Origin of the sequence: Arthrobacter sp. 2MCAF15, from assembly GCF_052115605.1 — a bacterium.
GTDB lineage: Bacteria > Actinomycetota > Actinomycetes > Actinomycetales > Micrococcaceae > Arthrobacter.
The window spans coordinates 285,014-303,195 of record NZ_JBFRGZ010000004.1; the positions used below are offsets into that span (position 1 = coordinate 285,014).

An 18,182-nucleotide genomic window follows, 5' to 3' on the forward strand; every position below is an offset into this window, starting at 1 on the left:
GCCCCCAGCGCGGCCTCCCTGCCGCAGAATCCCGGAGCCCCATATGTCTGAAACACCCACCACCGGCCGCAGCGTTCTGATCACCGGCGGAAACCGGGGGATCGGCCTGGCCATTGCCGAGTCCTTCCTGGCCAACGGCGACAAGGTGGCGGTGACCTTCCGCAGCGAGTCTTCACTGCCCGAGGGCATCCTCGGCGTCAAGGCGGACGTCACAGACGAGGCTTCGGTGGACGCCGCATTCGCGGAAGTCGAAGCCGCCCACGGTCCCGTCGAAGTACTCGTCGCCAACGCCGGCATCACGAAGGACACCCTGCTGATGCGGATGAGCGAGGACGACTTCACCTCCGTGATCGACACCAACCTCACCGGCGCCTTCCGGGTCATCAAGCGCGCGTCCAAGGGCATGATCCGTGCCCGCAAGGGCCGCGTGGTGCTGATTTCCTCTGTCTCCGGCCTGTACGGCGCGCCGGGCCAGATCAACTACTCGGCCTCCAAAGCCGGCCTGGTGGGCATCGCCCGCTCGCTCACCCGCGAGCTCGGCGGCCGCGGGATCACCGCGAACGTGGTCGCGCCTGGCTTCATCAACACGGACATGACCGCCGAGCTGCCCGAGGCCACGCAGAAGGACTACCTGACCAAGGTCCCGGCCGGCCGCTTCGCCGAGGCCTCCGAGGTCGCCAACGTGGTTCGCTGGGTCGCCAGCGACGAGGCGTCCTACATCTCCGGTGCGGTCATCCCGGTCGACGGCGGCCTGGGAATGGGCCACTAGCTCCGAACACAGCGGACGACGGCGGTATCCGCCGTCGTCCGCTGTCCTCTTCGCTGGGCCTTTTTGCCCTTGGCACCGGGACTCCGGGAGCGTCTAATGGCCTCACAGCCCCAGCCCATGCCATGGCAGGGGCGTGGACGCAGGAGGAAAATCATGAGTGATCTCAGCAAGTGGACGCCCTCGGACATGCTGGAACCGGTCCGCCGCTTCCTCGATGGTGATCTGTCCATAGCGCCCGGGATCAAAATCGAACAGTTCCAGGAGGGCAGCACGCTGGTGGTCCGGGCGGAAGTGCCCGGGATCGACCCCGACCAGGACGTTGACGTCTCGGTCAGCGAGGGCATGCTGCACATCGCGGTGCAGCGGGAGGAAAAGTCCGAGCACAAGAGCAAGGCCGGCTACCGCTCCGAGTTCCGCTACGGCCGGTCCGTCCGCAGCATCGCGCTGCCGCAAGGGGCCAAGGAAGAAGACATCACGGCCACGTACAAGGACGGCGTGCTGGAGGTCCGTGCACCGGCTCCCGAGGTGGTCACAGGGGAAACGACGACGAAGATCAGGATCGACCGCAGCTGACCCTGCCATCAGCGGGTTCCTGTCACCCCGGGAACTACGCTGTCTGGGCTTCTTTGTGGACGCTCAACAACTGTAAAGGCACGATCCGCTGGCATGATGGATTGCAGACCCACAGTGTTTGGACGTTTGGAACAAAAGGAGCTCGTATGGGACTGCTGGACAACAAGACTGCGATCGTGACCGGTTCGTCGCGCGGAATCGGCGCAGACATCGCCAAGATCCTCGCCGGCGAAGGCGCGGCCGTCGTCGTGAACTACCGCCAGAAGGCGCCGCGCGCCAACAAGGTCGTCGCGGAGATCGAAGCCGACGGCGGCCGTGCGGCTGCCGTCGGGGCGGACCTCACCACCCAGGAAGGCGTCCAGGCCCTCGCCAGCGCCGCCATGGAGAACTTCGGCTCGCTCGACCTCTTGGTCCTCAACGCCTCCGGCGGCATGGAAACCGGCATGGAGGAGGGCTACGCGCTGAAGCTGAACCGTGACGCCCAGTTGAACATGCTCAACGCCGCCGTGGCGCTCATGCCTGAGGGCTCCCGCGTGGTCTTCGTGACCAGCCACCAGGCCCACTTCATCGGCACGGTTCCCACCATGCCCGAGTACGAGCCCGTCGCCCGCAGCAAGCGTGCCGGCGAGGACGCGCTGCGTGAACTCGTGCCCGCCCTGGCGGAAAAGGGCATCTCGCTCGTCGTCGTCTCCGGTGACATGATCGAGGGCACCGTCACGGCCACTTTGCTTGACCGGTCCAACCCCGGCGCCATCGAGGCCCGACGCGCCGAGGCCGGCAAGCTGTACTCGGTCAAGGAGTTCGCCGCGGAGGTCGCCAAGATGGCTACCGCCGACGTCGAGACCGGCCACACCGAATACGTTGGCGGCGCCGATTATTTCGGTAAGGCCGCAGACACGGCTGCCGGCACCGGCTCCAACTAGTAGCGCAGGCCCCCGGGCCGACCGAGGTGGCACGTCGCGGCAATGTTTTTCGCAAACATTGCCGCGACGTGCCATCTCGCGGTTAACGCCTCAGACCCCCGCGATGTACCGCACGGCGTCTAGGTAGGGCAGGCTGATGGCGGCGTCAGCGGCCGCGCGGACGGCCGGCTTCGCATTGAAGGCGACGCCGATGCCGGCGGCGCCGAGCATGTCGAGGTCGTTGGCGCCGTCACCGACGGCGATCGTGTGCTCCATCGGGATGCCCTCGGCAGCGGCCCACTCGCGCAGGTACTTCTCCTTGGCCGCCCGGTCGATGACGTCGCCGAGGACCTTGCCGGTCAGGGCGCCGTCGACGATTTCGAGGTCGTTGGCGATCCAGTAGTCCAGCCCCAGGTCTTCGGCGATCGGCCGCAGGATCTGGTTGAACCCGCCGGACACCACGGCCACGGCATGGCCGGCGGCCCGGAACGCCGCCACCAGTTCGGCGGCGCCCTCGGTCAGCCGGACCTCGGCGCGGACGGAATCGACGACGTCGGCCGGCAGCCCCGCGAGGACAGCCACCCGGGCGTGCAGGCTCTGGGCGAAGTCCAGTTCCCCGCGCATGGCCGCCTCGGTCACCGCCGTGACTTCCTCGCGCTTGCCGGCATAGGCGGCCAGGAGTTCGATGACTTCCTGCTGGATGAGGGTGGAATCCACGTCCATGATGAGGAACTTCCGGGGCGCATTGCGCAGTGCCGCGGGAACCAGCGCCGTGTCCACGCCGTCGATCCCTGAGGCAGCCAGCGTGCGGCGCGCGCCTGTCAGGGAAGCGGCCAGTGAAGCGTCTGTTGCGCCGTCCGGCAAGCCGTCCAGTGAGCCATCCACTGTGCAGTCCGCCGCGTACACCTCGAAGCGGGCGTTTCCGGTGCGGTTTTCGGCCCCGACGCCCAGCCCCGCGGCGGTCAGGAGCGAACGCAGCCGCTGGATGTCGGGAGGGGAAAGTTTCAGGCCATAGCTGACTGCGGTCACGTTCGAACTCATGGCCTCAATCCTAGCGAGCACGCGCTGGACGGCCCGAATTCGTTGCGCCCCGGCCGCCGCCGCGTGACGCTCCACGGCAGCCTGCAGCGCCGGTTATCAGTCCTCCGCTATTTTGTCCTAGTGTCTACTCCTATGAGTGATGTTCTTGAAATGGCCGGCGTCAGCGTTGTACGTGGGGCTAAAACCCTCCTGGACAAGGTCGATTGGCAGGTCAAGGAAGGCGAACGCTGGGTAATCCTCGGACCTAACGGCGCCGGCAAGACCACTCTCCTCCAACTGGCAGGCGCCCGGATCCACCCGACGTCCGGAGTGGCGGGCATCCTTGAGGAAGTCCTCGGTTCCGTCGACGTGTTCGAACTCCGGCCCCGGATCGGGCTGTCCTCGGCCGCGCTGGCCAGCCAGATCCCCGAGCAGGAAAAGGTCCTCAACGTCGTCGTCACCGCCGCCTACGGTGTGACCGGCCGCTGGCGCGAAGGCTACGAGAAGAACGACGAGCGGCGCGCCTTCGGCCTGTTGAACGAGTGGGGCATTGGCCCGCTGCTCAACCGCCACTTCGCCTCGCTGTCCGAGGGGGAGCGCAAACGCGTCCAGATCGCCCGCGCCCTCATGACCGATCCCGAGCTGCTGCTCCTTGATGAGCCGGCCGCTGGTCTGGACCTGGGCGGGCGCGAGGACCTGGTCCAGCGCCTGAGCGAGCTCGCCCGCGACGACGCCGCCCCGGCGATCGTGCTGGTCACCCACCACCTGGAAGAAGTGCCGCCGGGCTTCACGCACGCGATGCTCATGCGCGACGGCGGAGTGGTGGCGTCGGGTCCGCTGCCGGAGGTCCTCACGGCCGAAAACCTGAGCGAAACGTTCGGCCTGCCGCTGGACGTCACCGTCAACGCAGGCCGGTACACCGCCACCGCCAGCCGCTGACCGGGGCCGCTGACCACGCGTGGAGCTCCTCAACAGCGCCTTCATTTTCTTCGCCGGGCTGTGGGCGGGAACCATCAACAGCGTTGTCGGATCCGGCACCCTGGTCACGTTCCCTGTACTGATCGCCCTCGGCTATCCCCCCGTCACCGCCTCCATCAGCAACGCGATGGGGCTTGTGGCCGGCAACGCCACCGGCGCCTGGGGCTACCGGAGGGAGCTCGCCGGCCGCGGCAGGCAGCTGCTCCGGCTCCTCCCGGCCTCGCTGCTGGGCGCCGTTACCGGCGCCTATCTGCTGCTGCATTTGCCGGAGAAAGTCTTCTACTACGCCGCTCCCGTACTGATCGTGCTTGCCCTGCTGATGGTGGTCTTCCAGCCGCGGCTCCAGCGTTGGGTGAAGGCCCGCGAGGAAAACCCCGAGCACGCCATCCGGGACCGGCGCCACGGCGTCCTGCTCGTCGTGCTGGTGTACCTGGCCGGAGTCTATGGCGGGTACTTCGTCGCGGCCCAGGGCATCCTGCTGGTGGGGATCCTTGGCATTTTCATGACCGGGACCATCCAGAACGCCAACGCGATGAAGAACATCCTGGTCCTGGGCGTGAACGTGATCGCCGCCGGCTCCTACCTCCTGTTCGCATTCGACCGGATCGACTGGGGAGTGGTCAGCCTGATCGCCGTGAGCTCCCTGATCGGCGGCATCATTGGCTCCAAGGTAGGCCGCCGGCTCTCCCCGGTGGTCCTGCGCGGCGTCATCTTCACCCTGGGCCTTGTGGCACTGGGATTCATGATCGCCAACCTGTTCAAATAGCCCCGCCTCTAGCCCCCGACCGTTCAAAGAGCCCCGAAATGACCTGCCCGTGACCTTTCACTTTCTTGAATCCGCCGACGACCCGCGGGTTTCCGACTACACCCGGCTCACAGACGTGCACCTGCGCAAGCTCCGGGAACCGGCCGAGGGCCTGTACATCGCCGAATCCTCCCGCGTCCTGCGCCGGGCGCTGGCGGCGGGGCACCGGCCGCGGTCATTCTTCCTCGCCGAGAAGTGGGCCGAGGACCTGGCGGATGTCTTCGAGCAGTACCCAGAGGTCCCGGCCTATGTCGGCTCGGCGGCGCTGCTGGAGGAAATCACCGGATTCCACCTGCACCGCGGCGCCATGGCCGCCATGCACCGGCCCGCCCCGGTGCCGCTGGCGGAACTGCTCGCCGGAGCCCGCCGGGTGGCGGTGCTGGAAGACATTGTGGACCACACGAACGTGGGGGCCATTTTCCGCTCCGCGGCGGCCCTCGGCGTGGACGCCGTCCTGGTTTCGCCGCGCTGCGGGGATCCGCTCTACCGCCGCAGCGTGCGGGTCAGCATGGGCACCGTCTTCCAGGTGCCGTGGGCCAGGCTCGAGGACTGGACCGCAGGCCTGGCTGCGCTTCAGGGGGAGGGCTTCACCGTGGCGGCTATGGAGCTCACGGAAGACGCCGTCGACCTCGACGAACTCGCGGCCCGCCAGCCGGAACGGCTGGCCCTGGTGCTGGGCACGGAGGGCGCGGGCATGAGCCCGGCAACCTTGGCCGCCGTCGACCTCGCCGTCAAGATCCCGATGCGCCCGGGCGTCGATTCGCTGAACGTCGCTGCGGCGTCGGCGGTTGCGTTCTGGGAACTCCGCCCAAGGGACTCTCAATGATGTTGTCAACGGACTTTTGTACGGTGCCGCCCCCGTTCTCCCGGCCGCGTGACCGGGAGAACTTGGGTGCTAGTAGGTCTTTGCCCGGGTAAGCCCGCCGGTCCTGCCCGGGCAGTTCGCAAAGTGGGGTGCGCATGACCCAGAAGGGTCGTCTGCGTCGTGCTGCCAGTGGCATGTCAGGCTCCTTCCTTGGCTTCTTCGGGTGACTGGGCTTCGGCGTCAGCCTCGAAGGCTGCGATGACGGCCTGGGTCGGGATCCGGCCGCTGGCCACGAGTTGGCCTCCGGCCTTCCGGACGGCCGCGCCGAACGGAGCCGCCCACTGGTTTTCCCAGACCAGCACCGCGGCGGAGTGGCCGGGCGCGATCGTCTCGGCCAGGTCCATGACGTCCTGCTCAGAGAGCACCATGGCCAGGTCGGCCTCGGCCATGCGCACCTCGCCGAGCTCGCTCGGGTCGAGGTCAGAGATTTCGGCCGTCTCGAGCGTGCCATCGTCGGTTTTTCTCAGGAACACCATGTCGAGCACCCTGATGAGGTCACGCTTGACCAGGTCCTCCAGGAACGGGGCGATCTGGCCCTTACCGAAGTCGGGCCCGGGGAACTCCACGACGAGCCAGTCCACCGGCCCTAGTTCATCCAGTGACTCAGCCATACTGATGACCTCCGTTTCTCATTGGGTACAGGCAATCCGACGGACAGCCACAGTTCCATCCTGTGCCCGGGTGAGGTGCGTCGCCTCACCCTCACCGGGTGAGCTCACGGAAAACTACCCGGCAACAATATGAGGACCAGGGCGAAGCCAGGTTGCGCCGCGCTGACGTGCGCCAATGGTGTTCGTCAGTGCACCGGCAATCGGCTATGATTGATAGCTGGCCGTCCGGTACATTCCGTGGCCATCCCATTCATACCTGGCAACTGGCAAAATCCAGTTGTGCGAACAAAGGTCCAATTATGAAGTCTGATATTCACCCGAAGTACGAAGCTGTTGTTTTCAACGACCTGGCTTCCGGCGTCAAGTTCCTGACCAAGTCCACCGTGTCTTCGAAGAAGACCATCGAGTGGGAAGACGGAAACACCTACCCGGTTATCGACGTCGAAATCTCCTCCGAGTCCCACCCGTTCTACACGGGCAAGCAGCGCATCATGGACTCCGCAGGCCGCGTCGAGCGCTTCAACGCTCGCTTCAAGGGCTTCGGCGGCAAGAAGTAACTTTCTTCTTCCCCAAGGTCTTGCAGGAAGCCCGCACCGGCAACGGTGCGGGCTTCCTGCGTCTGGGCTGATTCACCACTCGGCGGCCTTCCGGCGTCGCGGGTTCCCTGTGTCGCGGGTTGGCGGAAGCATGCGGCAGGATGGATGCCATGACATCGCATCCCGTGGCCACTGTTTCCAGTACTGACGACGACGGCGCCCGTCACCATGGCGAGTACAAGGTCCCGGGCGGCAAACTCGTGGTCGCCGACTTCGACGTGGTGAACGGTGTCCTGGCGCACGTCTCGCTGAGCGGGGATTTCTTCCTGGAACCGGACGAGTCGCTGCCGGAGATCAACCGGGCACTCACGGGGCTGCCCGTCGAGACAGGCGCCGCCGACATCGCCGCCGCCGTGACAGCTGCCCTGCCGGAGGATGCCGTGCTGTTTGGGTTTTCCGCCGACGCCGTCGCGATCACCGTCCGCCGCGCCCTCGCGAAGGCCACCGGCTGGGCGGACCACCACTGGAACATCATCGCCCCGTCCGTCCTTCCCACCCACGTCAACGTCGCCTTGGACGAGGTCCTGACCGAGGAAGTCGGCGCCGGGCGGCGCAATCCCACCCTGCGCTTTTGGGACTGGGAGGAGCCCTCCGTGGTGATCGGCAGCTTCCAGTCGGTCCGCAACGAGTTGCACCCCGACGGCGTCGCCCGGCACGGCATCAGTGTGGTCCGGCGGATCAGCGGCGGGGGAGCGATGTTCATGGAGGCAGGGAACTGCATCACCTACTCGCTCTACCTTCCGCAGACCCTCGTCGACGGCATCAGCTTCGCCGACTCCTACCCGTTCCTCGACGCTTGGGTGATGGCGGCTTTGGAGAAGGTCGGCATCAGCGCCTTCTATGTGCCGCTCAATGACATCGCCACGGAACAAGGCAAGATCGGCGGGGCCGCGCAGAAGCGGCTCGCCAACGGCGGGATGCTCCACCACGTCACCATGAGCTACGACATCGACGCCGAGAAGATGGTGGACGTGCTGCGGATCGGCAAGGAGAAGCTGTCCGACAAGGGCACCCGGAGCGCCAAGAAGCGGGTGGACCCGCTCCGCCGCCAGACCGGCCTGGCCCGAGCCGAAATCGTCGCCGCCATGATGGACGTCTTCGCCGAACGCTACGGCGCGACGCCGTCCGTGCTCACCGACGCCGAGCTTGAGGCCGCCCGCCGCCGCGTGGAGACCAAGTTCGGCACCGCGGAGTGGCTGCACCGGGTTCCTTAGTAGCAGTCATTCCATCGGTTGCTCCGCACCGGCCCTTTTGAACCGTCAAAAGGGCCGGTGGGTGGGGAGCAGTCGATGATGCCAGGACCTACTCCGCCCGGGTCTAGGCGTTGAGGGCCTGTGCTTTAAGGGCCTGTGCCTTGAGGGCACGGTGCAACTGGCTGCGCTGTTCGATGATGATCCGGCGCAGGGCACGCGGCGCGTCGGGATGGGCGCTCAGCCAGCCGTCGGTGCGGACGATGACGGCGTGGGTGTCGGGTGTCCCGCCGTGGCCGTCGAGGTCCTGGCCGGCGGGATAGAACCCGCGGACAATCCGGCCGGCGATCTCGATGCTCCGGTCCGCCCAGATCTGTTCCAGCGACTCGAAGTACGGGTCGATGAAAGGGCTGAGCAGCGCGGCCTCACCGGTGTTGAACCCGGCGATGGTCGCGCTCAGGAGTTGGTTGGACAGCGCGGTGCCGTGGACCGCGGCGTCCCAGGCGGCGGCCTTGACGGAGGCTTCGGGGCGGGCGGCCAGGGCCGTGGCGTGCCCGGACTTGCCGGCCGCCGTGTTGTCCCGGGCGAGCTCCTGGTCGAGCTGGTCCTGTGTTGCCTGGCCGTTGGCGGCCAGGCCGTGCCAGAGGTTCCAGCGCAGTTCGGCGTCCACCGCGAGGCCGTCGATCACGGTGCTGCCGTCCAGGATGCCGCGGAGCAGGTCCAACCGGGCGGCGTCGTACCGGCTGGTCGCGGCCAGGGTCCGCGCCCAGGCCAGCTGCTGGTCGGAACCCGGCGCCGCCGCCTGCAGCTGTTCGGCGGCGGTGGCGAGGAAGCCGCGGCGGACGGCGTCCCGCTGGCCGCGGGGCACGTAGTGTTCGACCGCCGTCGACGCGTTGCCGAGCACGTTGAGGAGGACACCGATTCCCGGTTCGGCGGGCCCGAACCGCTCCACGGCGTCGACGTAGAGGGAGGCAGGTGTGACGGCATCGCGGGCCGAGTCCCACAGGGCAGTCCAGCACAGCGCCCGCGCCATGGGGTCGCTGAGCTTGTCCAGGGAGCCCCGCACCGTGGTCTCGGAGTCCGGGTCCAGCCGGACCTTGGCGTAGCTGAGGTCCTCGTCATTGACCAGCAGCAGCGCGGGCCGTGACTTGCCGGCGAGTTCGTCCACCTCGGTCCGGGGGCCGCTGACGTCGGTCTCGACGCTGCCCGTGCGGACCAGCGCGCCGGCGTCATCAAAGTCGTAGAGCCCGATCCGCAGCCGGTGCGGACGGGGCTCCTGCCGGCCGGTGGCGGGATCCACGGCGTCCTGCAGGATCGCGACCGAGCTGAACGTGTCCCCGTGCCCGGTGATGTCACTGGACAGAATTTCACTGGACAGAGTGGAGATGCCGGAGGTCTGGAGCCATTGGCGGGCCCATTCACCGAGGTCGCGGCCGGACGCCGCGCTCAGTGCCGCCAGCAGTTCGGCGAGGGTCGTATTGCCGTAGGCGTGGTCCCGGAAGTACTGGCGGGACCCGTCGATGAACGCCTCGAACCCGACGTAGGCCACGAGCTGCTTGAGCACGGAGGCGCCCTTGGCGTAGGTGATGCCGTCGAAGTTCTGTTTTGCCGCTTCCAGGTCCGGGATGTCGGCGACGATCGGGTGCGTGGTGGGCAGCTGGTCCTGGACGTAGGCCCAGGCCTTGCGGTTGTTGGCAAAGTTCACCCAGGCCGTGTCCCAGTCCGTGGTGCGGTCCACGCCCAGGGTGCCCATGTAGTCGGCGAACGATTCCTTGAGCCACAAGTCGTCCCACCATTTCATGGTGACGAGGTCGCCGAACCACATGTGCGCCATCTCGTGCAGGAGTGTGTTGGCGCGGGCCTGGTACTGGGAGTCGGCGGCCCGCGAGGTGAAGACGTAGCTTTCGGTGAAGGTCACCAGGCCCGGGTTTTCCATGGCACCGAGGTTGTATTCGGGCACGAATGCCTGCTCGTACTTGCCCCACGGGTAGGGGAAGTCGAAGAGCTCGTTGAAGAAGGACAGCCCGTTCCTGGTGAGGCGGAACAGGGCGTCGACGTCGAACGACGCGGCCATGGAGGCCCGGCAGTAGAGCGCCAGCGGCACGTGCAGGACCGTGCCGTCGGCCAGCGTGCCGCTCCAGGCGTCCTCGGCTTTGAAGTACGGTCCGGCGAGGACGGTGGTGATGTAGGTCGACATCGCCTTGGTGGGGGCGAAGTCCCAGCGGCTGGTGGCCGGGTCACTGGTCAGCTGGGTGCGCAGGACCTCGGCGCCGTTGGAGGACACCTGCCAGTCCGAGGGTGCCATGACGTGGAAGGTGAATTCGGCCTTCAGGTCGGGTTGCTCGAAGTTCGCGAACACGCGGCGGGCGTCGGCCGGTTCGTACTGGGTGTAGAGGTAGCACTGCCCGTCGGCGGGGTCGACGAAGCGGTGCATGCCCTCGCCGGAGGTGCTGTAGAGGGCCGTGCCGGTGATCGTGACCTGGTTTTCCCGTTGCAGGTTCTCCAGCCGAATCCGGGATCCGTCCACGACGTCGGCGACGGCGAGGCCCTTGCCGTTGAGGAAGACGCTGTGCACGCTGCCCGCAATGAAGTCCACGAAGGTCGAGGCCCCGGGTTCGCTGGCCGAGAAGTTGATGACGCTGCGGCTGGTGTAGCCGGCGACGTTTGGGTCCGTTGCCTGCCGGACGTCAAGGGAGACGTCGTAGCTGTGCGTGGTGATGAGGGCAGCGCGGGCCGCGGCCTCGTCGCGGCTCAGATTCTGATTCGACACCCAGCTATCTAATCACGGCTGCGTGTGTGCCGAATCACGCCGGCGGGAACATCAGGAAGGCTGCTGCCAGGCCCAGCAGGGCGATCAGCAACCACGACGCCAGCGCGGCCAGCAGTGCGCGGGCGCCCGTGTGCAGCAGCTGGCCCACGCGGACGGCGGAGCCCAGCCCGAACAACGCCATGCCCAGCAACAGGTCCTGGAGCGCTGCGGCGGCTTCCAGGACGCCGGGGGAGAGCCAGCCGGTGGTGCGCAGGCCGGCCATGGCCACGAACCCAATCACGAACAGCGGGATCACCGGCGGGCGCTTGGCGCCGTCGGGTGCGGTACCCATCCGGTGGTGGAGCCCGGCGGCGGCGACCATCGGCGCCAGCAGGATCACCCGGGTGAGTTTGACGACGACGGCGACGGCGAGGGCCGCGGCGCCCGCGGTCTGGGCGGTGGCGACCACCTGCCCGACGTCGTGCACCGAAGCGCCGGTCCAGGCCCCGAAGACCTCCGGCCCGAGGCCCAGCGGCTGCGCGAGCAGGGGCAGCACCCCGATCGCCAGCGTTCCGCACAGGGTCACGAGGGCAACGGGCAGCACGGTTTCCTCCTGGCGGATGCGCCGCACGGCGGCCATGGCCCCGATCGCTGACGCCCCGCAGATGGCGAATCCAGTGGCCACCAGCAGCGATACCCGGGGAGGAAGCCGGAAGAGCCGGCTGATCCCGTAGGTGCCCGCGAAGGCGGCCAGGACCACGCCCGCCACCAGCAGCAGCGCAACCCAGCCCAGGCCCAGGACATCGCCGAGGCTGACCTTCAGGCCCAGCACTACGATCCCGGCCCGCATCAGGTGCTTGCCGGCGAAGTCGAGCCCGGGACGCGCCGGCCCGGCCGTCCACCCCGCCACACCCGGCAGGTTGGCCGCCAGCAGCCCGAGGACCACGGCAAGGGTCATCACCGGCAGCGCCGGGAGCACCAGATGCACTGCCGCGGCGGCGGCGACGGCGGCCGCGGCGGCGATCAGGCCCGGCGCGGCCTCGTACAAGGATCTCTTGGGGGGCACGCCCCTACCTTGCCGTACGCGGCCCCAAAAGCCGTAACCGCGGCCGTACCCCGGGGTGGCCTGCACGGATCGGATTGCACCAGTGGGATCGCACCAGTGGGATTGTGCCGGTGATTGTGCTGGCGGGATCGCGGCGCGGGCCGTCGAAATGATTTCGTAACGAAAAAGTGGTTGGCTAGTGACCATGTCTGACCTATTCCAGGATTACTCCGAGGCCGCCGGCCGCTCCGGCGCCTACGACGAGATGTTTGCCCCCGGCCAGCAGGCCCGGAAGTCCTACGGGCAGGTGGCCCTGGCCCTGCGCGAGCTGTCGCTGGCCGATGTCAGTGCCCGCGCCGATTCCATGGCCCGCACCTTCCTGGACCGCGGCGTGACTTTCGACTTCGCAGGCGAAGAGCGGCCCTTCCCCCTGGACATCGTCCCCCGGGTGATCCCCGCCGATGAGTGGAGCGTTCTGGAACGCGGTGTGGCCCAGCGGGTCCGTGCCCTCGAGGCATTCCTCAATGACGTCTACGACAAGATGGCCGTGGTCTCCGACGGCGTCATCCCGCGCCAGCTCGTGACCACCAGCGCGCACTTCCACCGCCAGGTGCACGGCTTCGAGCCGGCCGGCGGTGTCCGCGTCCACATTTCCGGCATCGATGTGGTCCGTGATGCCGCGGGCACCTTCCGCGTCCTGGAGGATAACGTGCGCGTTCCCTCGGGCGTCAGCTACGTCCTCGAGAACCGCCGGGCCATGGCCAAGGGCCTGCCTGAAGCCTTCGGCCAGCAGCTCATCCGCCCGGTCGAGGAGTACCCCCGCCGGCTGCTGTCAGCCCTGCGGAAGACGGCCCCCTCCGGCGTCGATGATCCCACCGTTGTGGTCCTGACCCCCGGCGTATTCAACAGCGCCTACTTCGAGCACACCCTGCTCGCCGGCCTGATGGGTGTCGAACTCGTCGAGGGCCGCGACCTCATCTGCCGCGGCAACCGCGTCTACATGCGCACCACGGCCGGTGAGCAGCGCGTGGACGTCATCTACAAGCGGATCGACGACGAGTTCCTGGACCCGCTGCAGTTCCGCGCCGACTCCATGCTCGGGTGTCCCGGCCTGGTCAACGCTGCCCGCGCCGGCGGCGTCACGATCGCCAACGCCGTGGGCAACGGCGTCGCCGACGACAAGCTCGTCTACAGCTACGTGCCCGACCTCATCCGCTACTACCTGAGCGAAGAGCCCGTGATCGCCAACGTGGACACGTTCCGGCTCGAAGAGAAGGAAGCCCGGGAGTACGTCCTGGACAACCTGGACGAGCTCGTGGTCAAGCCCGTCGACGGTTCCGGCGGCAAGGGCCTGGTGATCGGTCCGGACGCGTCCAAGGACGAACTCGATGCGCTCCGCAAGCGCGTCGTCGCCGATCCCCGCGGCTGGATCGCCCAGCCGGTCCTGCAGCTGTCCACCGTGCCCACGCTCAGCGGCGACAAGTTCGGGCCCCGGCACGTGGACCTTCGCCCGTTCGCCGTCAACGACGGCGAGGACGTCTGGGTTCTCCCCGGCGGCCTGACCCGGGTGGCCCTCAAGGAGGGCTCGCTGATCGTCAACTCGAGCCAGGGCGGCGGTTCCAAGGACACGTGGGTCCTGGCCGATTCCCCGCAGGTCCCGGTCGAAGTCATCCCGCGGCCCGCCATTGCGGTCCGTGAGCGGGTCTCCGTCTGGCCCGTGGAGAGCAACTGGCGTGACAGCCAGAAAGAGCAGCAACAGCAGCAGATTTCCCAGGCTCAGGAGGTAACCGCCAATGCTTAGCCGTATAGCCGAGTCACTGTTTTGGATCGGCCGCTACGTGGAACGGGCAGACGGCACCGCCCGGATCCTCGACGTCCACCTCGAGCGCCTCAACCATCTGCCCATGGAGGAACAGCGCAGCGTTGCGCAGGAACTCCTCGCCGTCATGGGCGCCCGTGCGCAGAATGAGGAGTTCGGCCTCCCCGAACTGCTCAACGCCCTCGCTTACGACAAGCAGAGCGCCACGTCAATTGCCGGTTCGCTCGGCGCGGCCCGGGAGAACGCCCGCCGCGCCCGCGAGACCGTCTCCTCCGGGCTCTGGGAAAGCCTCAACACGACCTATTACGGGCTGAACCAGCACCGCAAGGACGTGGTGGGCACCTACCGCTTCTGCAACTGGGTCCTTGAACGCACGGCGATGGTCAGCGGCCTGGCCGACACTACCGTCAGCCATGACGAGAGCTGGCAGTTCCTGGTACTGGGCCGGTCCCTGGAGCGGGCCGACATGACCGCCCGCATGCTCTCCACCCGCGACGTCCTCTCGGCCGGCATGTCCTGGGTGAACATGCTCCGCTGCGCCGGCGCGTACGAGTCCTTCCTGCGGACCCGCCGGGCGGCCTTCGGCGACCAGCACGCCGCCGAATTCCTGCTCCTGGACCGGTTGTTCCCGCGCTCCATCGTCTACGCCCTGCGCGACGCCGACGAGTGCCTGGCGAAGCTGGACCCCTCGGCCCAGCGCGTCGGGTTCATCAACGACGCCCGCCGGATCGTCGGCCAGGCCCGCACGTTCCTGGAGTTCCACCGCACCGATGACCTCATGGCAGAGCTGCCCGAGCACATGGAGCGCGTGCAAAAGGCTGTTTCGCAGGCCTCGGACGCCATTTCCCGTAAGTACTTCAATCAGGCAGACGAACTGGCCTGGGTGGGAGAAGTTTCATGACCCGGCTGAACATCGTCCACAAGACGGCGTACAAGTACAACAAACGCGTCACCCTGTCCTACAACGAGGCCCGGATGACCCCTCTCACGGACCCGCAGCAGGTGGTCCTGGAATCCTCCATGAAGGTCTCACCCTCGCAGGCGGCCCTGAGCAGCTACCGCGATTACTGGGGCACCCGCGTGACGGCCTTCGACATGCAGATGCCGCACGAGCACCTCGAAGTCCTGTCCACCACCACCGTTGAGGTGCACCGGGTCGAGAAGATCGCCGCCGAGGCCGACATCGTCGGGTGGGACGTCCTGGCCGCCCCGGAGACGCTCAACCAGTTCAGCGACTGGATTCCACAGTCCCAGCTCACGGGGCCCGGCTCCGAAGTGCTCGGCATCATTCCCGGCGTGGTCGAGGGAAAGTCCCCGCACGAGGCCGCGATGGCGGTCTTTGAGTGGATGCGCGGCGAGATGACGTACATGAAGGGCTCCACCGGCGTCACCACCAACGCCGAGCAGGCCTGGACCCAGCGGCAGGGCGTCTGCCAGGACCTGGCGCACCTCGCCATCGGCTCCCTGCGCAGCTGCGGGATCCCGGCCCGCTACGTGTCCGGCTACCTGCACCCGCGCTCGACGGCGGAGCTCGGCGAGACCGTGGCCGGCCAGTCCCATGCGTGGCTCGAGTGGTGGGACGGCGAATGGCGCAGCTGGGATCCGACCAACCACAAGCCGGCGGGGGACTTCCACGTCACCGTGGCCCGGGGCCGCGACTACCGCGACGTTCCGCCGCTCAAGGGCATCCTGTCCGGCGGCGGGGGATCGGCCCTGACCGTCAGCGTGGAGATCACCCGCGTCGCCTGACCTGCCCGGCACCCCCCACGTTGCGCTGTCAGTTAGAGCTGCCCAGAGGCCTTCAGGGCAGCTCTAACTGACAGCGCATGTGGTGCTTTTCGGGGTTATTCGAGGCCGGTGCGGGTGGAGTCGTCCAGCGGCGTCCACCATGTCATCGGCGGCACCACCTTGAAGCGCCGGCCGGTGATGGTGTCCGGTGTGATCCGGACGAAGTGTTCCTTTTGGCCGGCCTGCCACGGGAACAGCAGCAGGCCCACGGTGTCCATGACTTCCTGGGGGTTCTGCACCGGCGCGGCCTGGCCTTTAACCACAACGCTCCAGGCGACCCCGGTGTCCGCGTCCACGCCGTCCGCTTCCAACGCCACCGGCGCGTCCCCGGTGGCCGCTTGCAGCTTGGTGCCCTCCGCGGTCCGGAAGACCAGCGAACCGTGGTCCACCTTGTAGTTGAGGGGGAAGATGTCCGGATGATCGTCCACCCACACCGCCAGCCTGCCGACCGAGACGCTGCGCAATAGCTCCCAGCATTCGTGACGCTCGAGGTTTTCCACCGTATGGGCCTGGTCCTTTGAGTCGTGACCGCCCGCGTTCGAATCAGTAGTCATGCCCGAGAGCGTACGCGGACGGGCTGACGTCGGCTAGGGCAAATGGACCCAGGCTCCGGGAAAAACTGCGAAATCTGGGGCCTTCCTGAGTGGTTCACTGTATTCTGGCATAGGGCCGTCAGCGTCGACATTGGCCGGAGCGATTGGGGGCAATAATATGCAGTCAACGGGTGAGAGTTCAGGCCATACCGTATCCGCGCCAAATTCTGCCGTTGAGGAACTGCTGACGGGATTCGGCGCCCGCGCGGAAGAGCTGCTCCAATCCAAAGAACGCATGGCCGGCCTGCTGGAAGCGGTCGTCGCCCTGGCCGAGGACCTGAGCCTGGATGCCGTCCTGGAACGCGTGGTCGAATCGGCTTGCCGGTTGCTGCATGCCCGGTTTGGTGCATTGGGAGTGATCGGTGATGACCACGCCCTGAGCCATTTCATCACCGTCGGTATCGATGGCGAACTGGCCCGGCGGATCGGTCCGCTGCCGACCGGCCATGGCGTGCTCGGCCTCCTGATCACGGACCCGCGGTCGCTGCGGCTGCATGATCTTCGCCAGCACCCTGAGGCCTACGGCTTCCCGGCGCACCACCCGCCCATGCAGTCGTTCCTGGGGGTTCCGGTCCGCGTCCGCGACGTGGTGTTCGGGAACCTGTACCTGACGGAAAAAATCGGCGGCGAGGACTTCAGCCCCGAAGACGAGGCCCTGGCCGTCGCCTTGGCGGCAGCCGCCGGCGTGGCCATCGAGAATGCCAGGCTCTACGACGACGCCCGCCGCAGGGCCCGCTGGCTGGAGGCCTGCATGGACGTCTCCGGGCTGATGCTGAGCACGGACCGCGACTACACCTCCGGCGGCCTGGACCCCATCGCCGGCCGCGCGCTCCAGGAGTCCGCCTCCGACCTCGCCCTGCTGGTGGCGCCCGCCGCCAACGGCGTTGCCCACGTGGTGGTCGGTGTTGCCGGCGAGCGTGGCACGGCGTTTTCGGGACGGTCACTGCACCTGGAATCAGAACTCCTGGAAGAGGTTCTGGACGGCGGCGAGCCGCTGCTGTTCGACGACGCCTCGGAGGTGGTCGGGGAGGTCGACGCCGGCGTGACCGGGCCGCTTCTGGCCGTGGCCCTTAGCACCCAGGGCGCCCACCACGGCCTGCTGCTGCTGGCACGGAACAAGGATTCGGTCCGCTACACCCGGACAGACATCGAAATGGGCGCCGTCTTCGGCTCCCACGTGGCCCTGGCCCTGGAACTGTCCCGCGTGCACCGGCTGCGCGAAGAGCTCCTGGTCTTCACGGACCGGGACAGGATCGCCCGCGACCTGCACGATCTCGTCATCCAGCGGCTGTTCGCGGCCGGACTGAGCGTGCAGAGCCTCACCCGGTTCACCAGGGAGGAGCTGGCGATGGAGCGCATCCGCAACATCACCGGTGAACTCGACGAGGCGATCCGCAGTCTGCGAGACACCATCTACTCGCTGAAGAGCAACACCGGCGTTACTGAACTGCTGAGCGGCCGGATCCGCCGGGTCACCCGAAGCTCCTCGAAATCCATGCCCTTCGCCCCGCGCCTGACCATCACAGGACCCGTCGATGCCGTGACGCCGGACAAGGCGGACAATGTCGTGGCGGTTGTCTCCGAAGGGCTCAGCAACGCCATCCGGCACTCCGGGGCGGACACCATCTCGGTCTCGGTCGCCGTTGTCAAGGGCCGCGTGACGGTGGTGATCAGCGACAACGGCGCCGGATTTGCCCAGCCAGGAAAGCGCAACGGGCTGAGCAATCTCGAGGACCGTGCGCGGATGCTCGACGGCGAATGCACCATCACCAGCGCGCCCGACGCCGGGACCAGCCTGGAATGGTCGGTGCCGCTTTAGTTACTGCCCCCGTTGGCCGACGGGGCCGGCGGGCGCGCACCGAATCGCGTCTACAGGACA

The 18,182-nt window shown here is 67.5% G+C and carries 17 protein-coding genes; 12 read left to right on the plus strand and 5 right to left on the minus strand.

The annotated features are described in order from the left end of the window. Positions 1 to 43 precede the first annotated feature (43 nt). The 3 genes from AB4089_RS07230 (at position 44) to AB4089_RS07240 (ending at position 2,265) form a co-directional block, all read left to right on the plus strand. On the plus strand, positions 44 to 769 hold the full coding sequence (locus tag AB4089_RS07230; RefSeq protein ID WP_441408614.1) for a beta-ketoacyl-ACP reductase: 726 nt from the start codon (positions 44 to 46) through the stop codon (positions 767 to 769). Between the two features lie 153 nt (positions 770 to 922). Further along, a complete protein-coding gene (locus tag AB4089_RS07235; protein ID WP_441408615.1) occupies positions 923 to 1,342 on the plus strand; it encodes an Hsp20/alpha crystallin family protein in 420 nt (139 codons plus the stop codon). 146 nt (positions 1,343 to 1,488) lie between these two features. Next, positions 1,489 to 2,265: an SDR family oxidoreductase gene (locus tag AB4089_RS07240; RefSeq protein ID WP_441408616.1), complete on the plus strand. Its 777-nt coding sequence runs from the start codon at positions 1,489 to 1,491 to the stop codon at positions 2,263 to 2,265. Between the two features lie 90 nt (positions 2,266 to 2,355). Here AB4089_RS07240 and serB read toward each other — a convergent pair whose 3' ends face one another. Continuing rightward, entirely contained in the window at positions 2,356 to 3,285 is a 930-nt protein-coding gene (gene serB / locus AB4089_RS07245) for a phosphoserine phosphatase SerB (RefSeq protein ID WP_441408617.1), read from the minus strand. Between the two features lie 132 nt (positions 3,286 to 3,417). Between serB and AB4089_RS07250 the strand changes: the two genes are divergently transcribed. From AB4089_RS07250 to AB4089_RS07260, 3 genes are read left to right on the plus strand one after another with little or no spacing between them, the layout of a single operon-like run. Next, entirely contained in the window at positions 3,418 to 4,203 is a 786-nt protein-coding gene (locus AB4089_RS07250) for an ABC transporter ATP-binding protein (protein ID WP_441408618.1), read from the plus strand. Positions 4,204 to 4,222: 19 nt separating this feature from the next. After that, on the plus strand, positions 4,223 to 5,008 hold the full coding sequence (locus tag AB4089_RS07255; RefSeq protein ID WP_441408619.1) for a sulfite exporter TauE/SafE family protein: 786 nt from the start codon (positions 4,223 to 4,225) through the stop codon (positions 5,006 to 5,008). A gap of 49 nt (positions 5,009 to 5,057) precedes the next feature. Next, positions 5,058 to 5,873, plus strand: a complete 816-nt coding sequence (locus tag AB4089_RS07260; protein ID WP_441408620.1) for a TrmH family RNA methyltransferase — start codon at positions 5,058 to 5,060, stop codon at positions 5,871 to 5,873. 176 nt (positions 5,874 to 6,049) lie between these two features. Here AB4089_RS07260 and AB4089_RS07265 read toward each other — a convergent pair whose 3' ends face one another. Continuing rightward, positions 6,050 to 6,523, minus strand: coding sequence for a DUF6325 family protein (locus AB4089_RS07265; protein WP_441408621.1), 474 nt, complete (start codon positions 6,521 to 6,523; stop codon positions 6,050 to 6,052). 299 nt (positions 6,524 to 6,822) lie between these two features. On the opposite strand from AB4089_RS07265, the gene AB4089_RS07270 reads away from it, so the two are divergent. Next, positions 6,823 to 7,080 carry a type B 50S ribosomal protein L31 gene (locus AB4089_RS07270; protein WP_028267311.1) on the plus strand — a complete coding sequence of 86 codons (258 nt, stop codon included), beginning with the start codon at positions 6,823 to 6,825 and terminating at the stop codon, positions 7,078 to 7,080. 149 nt (positions 7,081 to 7,229) lie between these two features. Continuing rightward, positions 7,230 to 8,333 carry a lipoate--protein ligase family protein gene (locus AB4089_RS07275; protein WP_441408622.1) on the plus strand — a complete coding sequence of 368 codons (1,104 nt, stop codon included), beginning with the start codon at positions 7,230 to 7,232 and terminating at the stop codon, positions 8,331 to 8,333. A gap of 103 nt (positions 8,334 to 8,436) precedes the next feature. Here the strand turns inward: AB4089_RS07275 and pepN are convergent, their stop codons facing one another. Beyond that, positions 8,437 to 11,079 (minus strand): aminopeptidase N, encoded by a 2,643-nt coding sequence (gene pepN / locus AB4089_RS07280; protein ID WP_441408623.1) that lies wholly within the window; start codon positions 11,077 to 11,079, stop codon positions 8,437 to 8,439. Between the two features lie 34 nt (positions 11,080 to 11,113). Beyond that, positions 11,114 to 12,124 carry a YeiH family protein gene (locus AB4089_RS07285; RefSeq protein ID WP_441408624.1) on the minus strand — a complete coding sequence of 337 codons (1,011 nt, stop codon included), beginning with the start codon at positions 12,122 to 12,124 and terminating at the stop codon, positions 11,114 to 11,116. Between the two features lie 184 nt (positions 12,125 to 12,308). Between AB4089_RS07285 and AB4089_RS07290 the strand changes: the two genes are divergently transcribed. The 3 genes from AB4089_RS07290 to AB4089_RS07300 are packed head-to-tail and all read left to right on the plus strand — an operon-like array spanning position 12,309 to position 15,671. Next, positions 12,309 to 13,904: a circularly permuted type 2 ATP-grasp protein gene (locus AB4089_RS07290; RefSeq protein WP_441408625.1), complete on the plus strand. Its 1,596-nt coding sequence runs from the start codon at positions 12,309 to 12,311 to the stop codon at positions 13,902 to 13,904. Further along, positions 13,897 to 14,823 (plus strand): alpha-E domain-containing protein, encoded by a 927-nt coding sequence (locus tag AB4089_RS07295; protein ID WP_390202421.1) that lies wholly within the window; start codon positions 13,897 to 13,899, stop codon positions 14,821 to 14,823. The genes AB4089_RS07290 and AB4089_RS07295 overlap by 8 nt, the downstream gene beginning before the upstream one ends. Next, positions 14,820 to 15,671: a transglutaminase family protein gene (locus AB4089_RS07300; RefSeq protein ID WP_441408626.1), complete on the plus strand. Its 852-nt coding sequence runs from the start codon at positions 14,820 to 14,822 to the stop codon at positions 15,669 to 15,671. Before AB4089_RS07295 ends, AB4089_RS07300 begins: the two co-directional genes overlap by 4 nt. A 95-nt stretch (positions 15,672 to 15,766) precedes the next feature. Here AB4089_RS07300 and AB4089_RS07305 read toward each other — a convergent pair whose 3' ends face one another. Then, the gene (locus AB4089_RS07305) at positions 15,767 to 16,264 is read right to left on the minus strand and encodes a pyridoxamine 5'-phosphate oxidase family protein (protein ID WP_441408627.1); all 498 of its coding nucleotides are present in this window, start codon (positions 16,262 to 16,264) and stop codon (positions 15,767 to 15,769) included. A 157-nt stretch (positions 16,265 to 16,421) separates the two neighbouring features. On the opposite strand from AB4089_RS07305, the gene AB4089_RS07310 reads away from it, so the two are divergent. Then, the gene (locus tag AB4089_RS07310) at positions 16,422 to 18,122 is read left to right on the plus strand and encodes a GAF domain-containing sensor histidine kinase (protein WP_441408628.1); all 1,701 of its coding nucleotides are present in this window, start codon (positions 16,422 to 16,424) and stop codon (positions 18,120 to 18,122) included. Positions 18,123 to 18,182: the final 60 nt, after the last annotated feature.

Coding starts and splice junctions, on each gene's coding strand:
- AB4089_RS07230 (WP_441408614.1), top strand. CDS start 44: ATGTCTGAAACACCCACCACCGGCCGCAGCGTTCTGATCACCGGCGGA.
- AB4089_RS07235 (WP_441408615.1), top strand. CDS start 923: ATGAGTGATCTCAGCAAGTGGACGCCCTCGGACATGCTGGAACCGGTC.
- AB4089_RS07240 (WP_441408616.1), top strand. CDS start 1,489: ATGGGACTGCTGGACAACAAGACTGCGATCGTGACCGGTTCGTCGCGC.
- serB (WP_441408617.1), bottom strand. CDS start 3,285: ATGAGTTCGAACGTGACCGCAGTCAGCTATGGCCTGAAACTTTCCCCT.
- AB4089_RS07250 (WP_441408618.1), top strand. CDS start 3,418: ATGAGTGATGTTCTTGAAATGGCCGGCGTCAGCGTTGTACGTGGGGCT.
- AB4089_RS07265 (WP_441408621.1), bottom strand. CDS start 6,523: ATGGCTGAGTCACTGGATGAACTAGGGCCGGTGGACTGGCTCGTCGTG.
- AB4089_RS07270 (WP_028267311.1), top strand. CDS start 6,823: ATGAAGTCTGATATTCACCCGAAGTACGAAGCTGTTGTTTTCAACGAC.
- AB4089_RS07275 (WP_441408622.1), top strand. CDS start 7,230: ATGACATCGCATCCCGTGGCCACTGTTTCCAGTACTGACGACGACGGC.
- AB4089_RS07290 (WP_441408625.1), top strand. CDS start 12,309: ATGTCTGACCTATTCCAGGATTACTCCGAGGCCGCCGGCCGCTCCGGC.
- AB4089_RS07295 (WP_390202421.1), top strand. CDS start 13,897: ATGCTTAGCCGTATAGCCGAGTCACTGTTTTGGATCGGCCGCTACGTG.
- AB4089_RS07300 (WP_441408626.1), top strand. CDS start 14,820: ATGACCCGGCTGAACATCGTCCACAAGACGGCGTACAAGTACAACAAA.
- AB4089_RS07305 (WP_441408627.1), bottom strand. CDS start 16,264: ATGACTACTGATTCGAACGCGGGCGGTCACGACTCAAAGGACCAGGCC.
- AB4089_RS07310 (WP_441408628.1), top strand. CDS start 16,422: ATGCAGTCAACGGGTGAGAGTTCAGGCCATACCGTATCCGCGCCAAAT.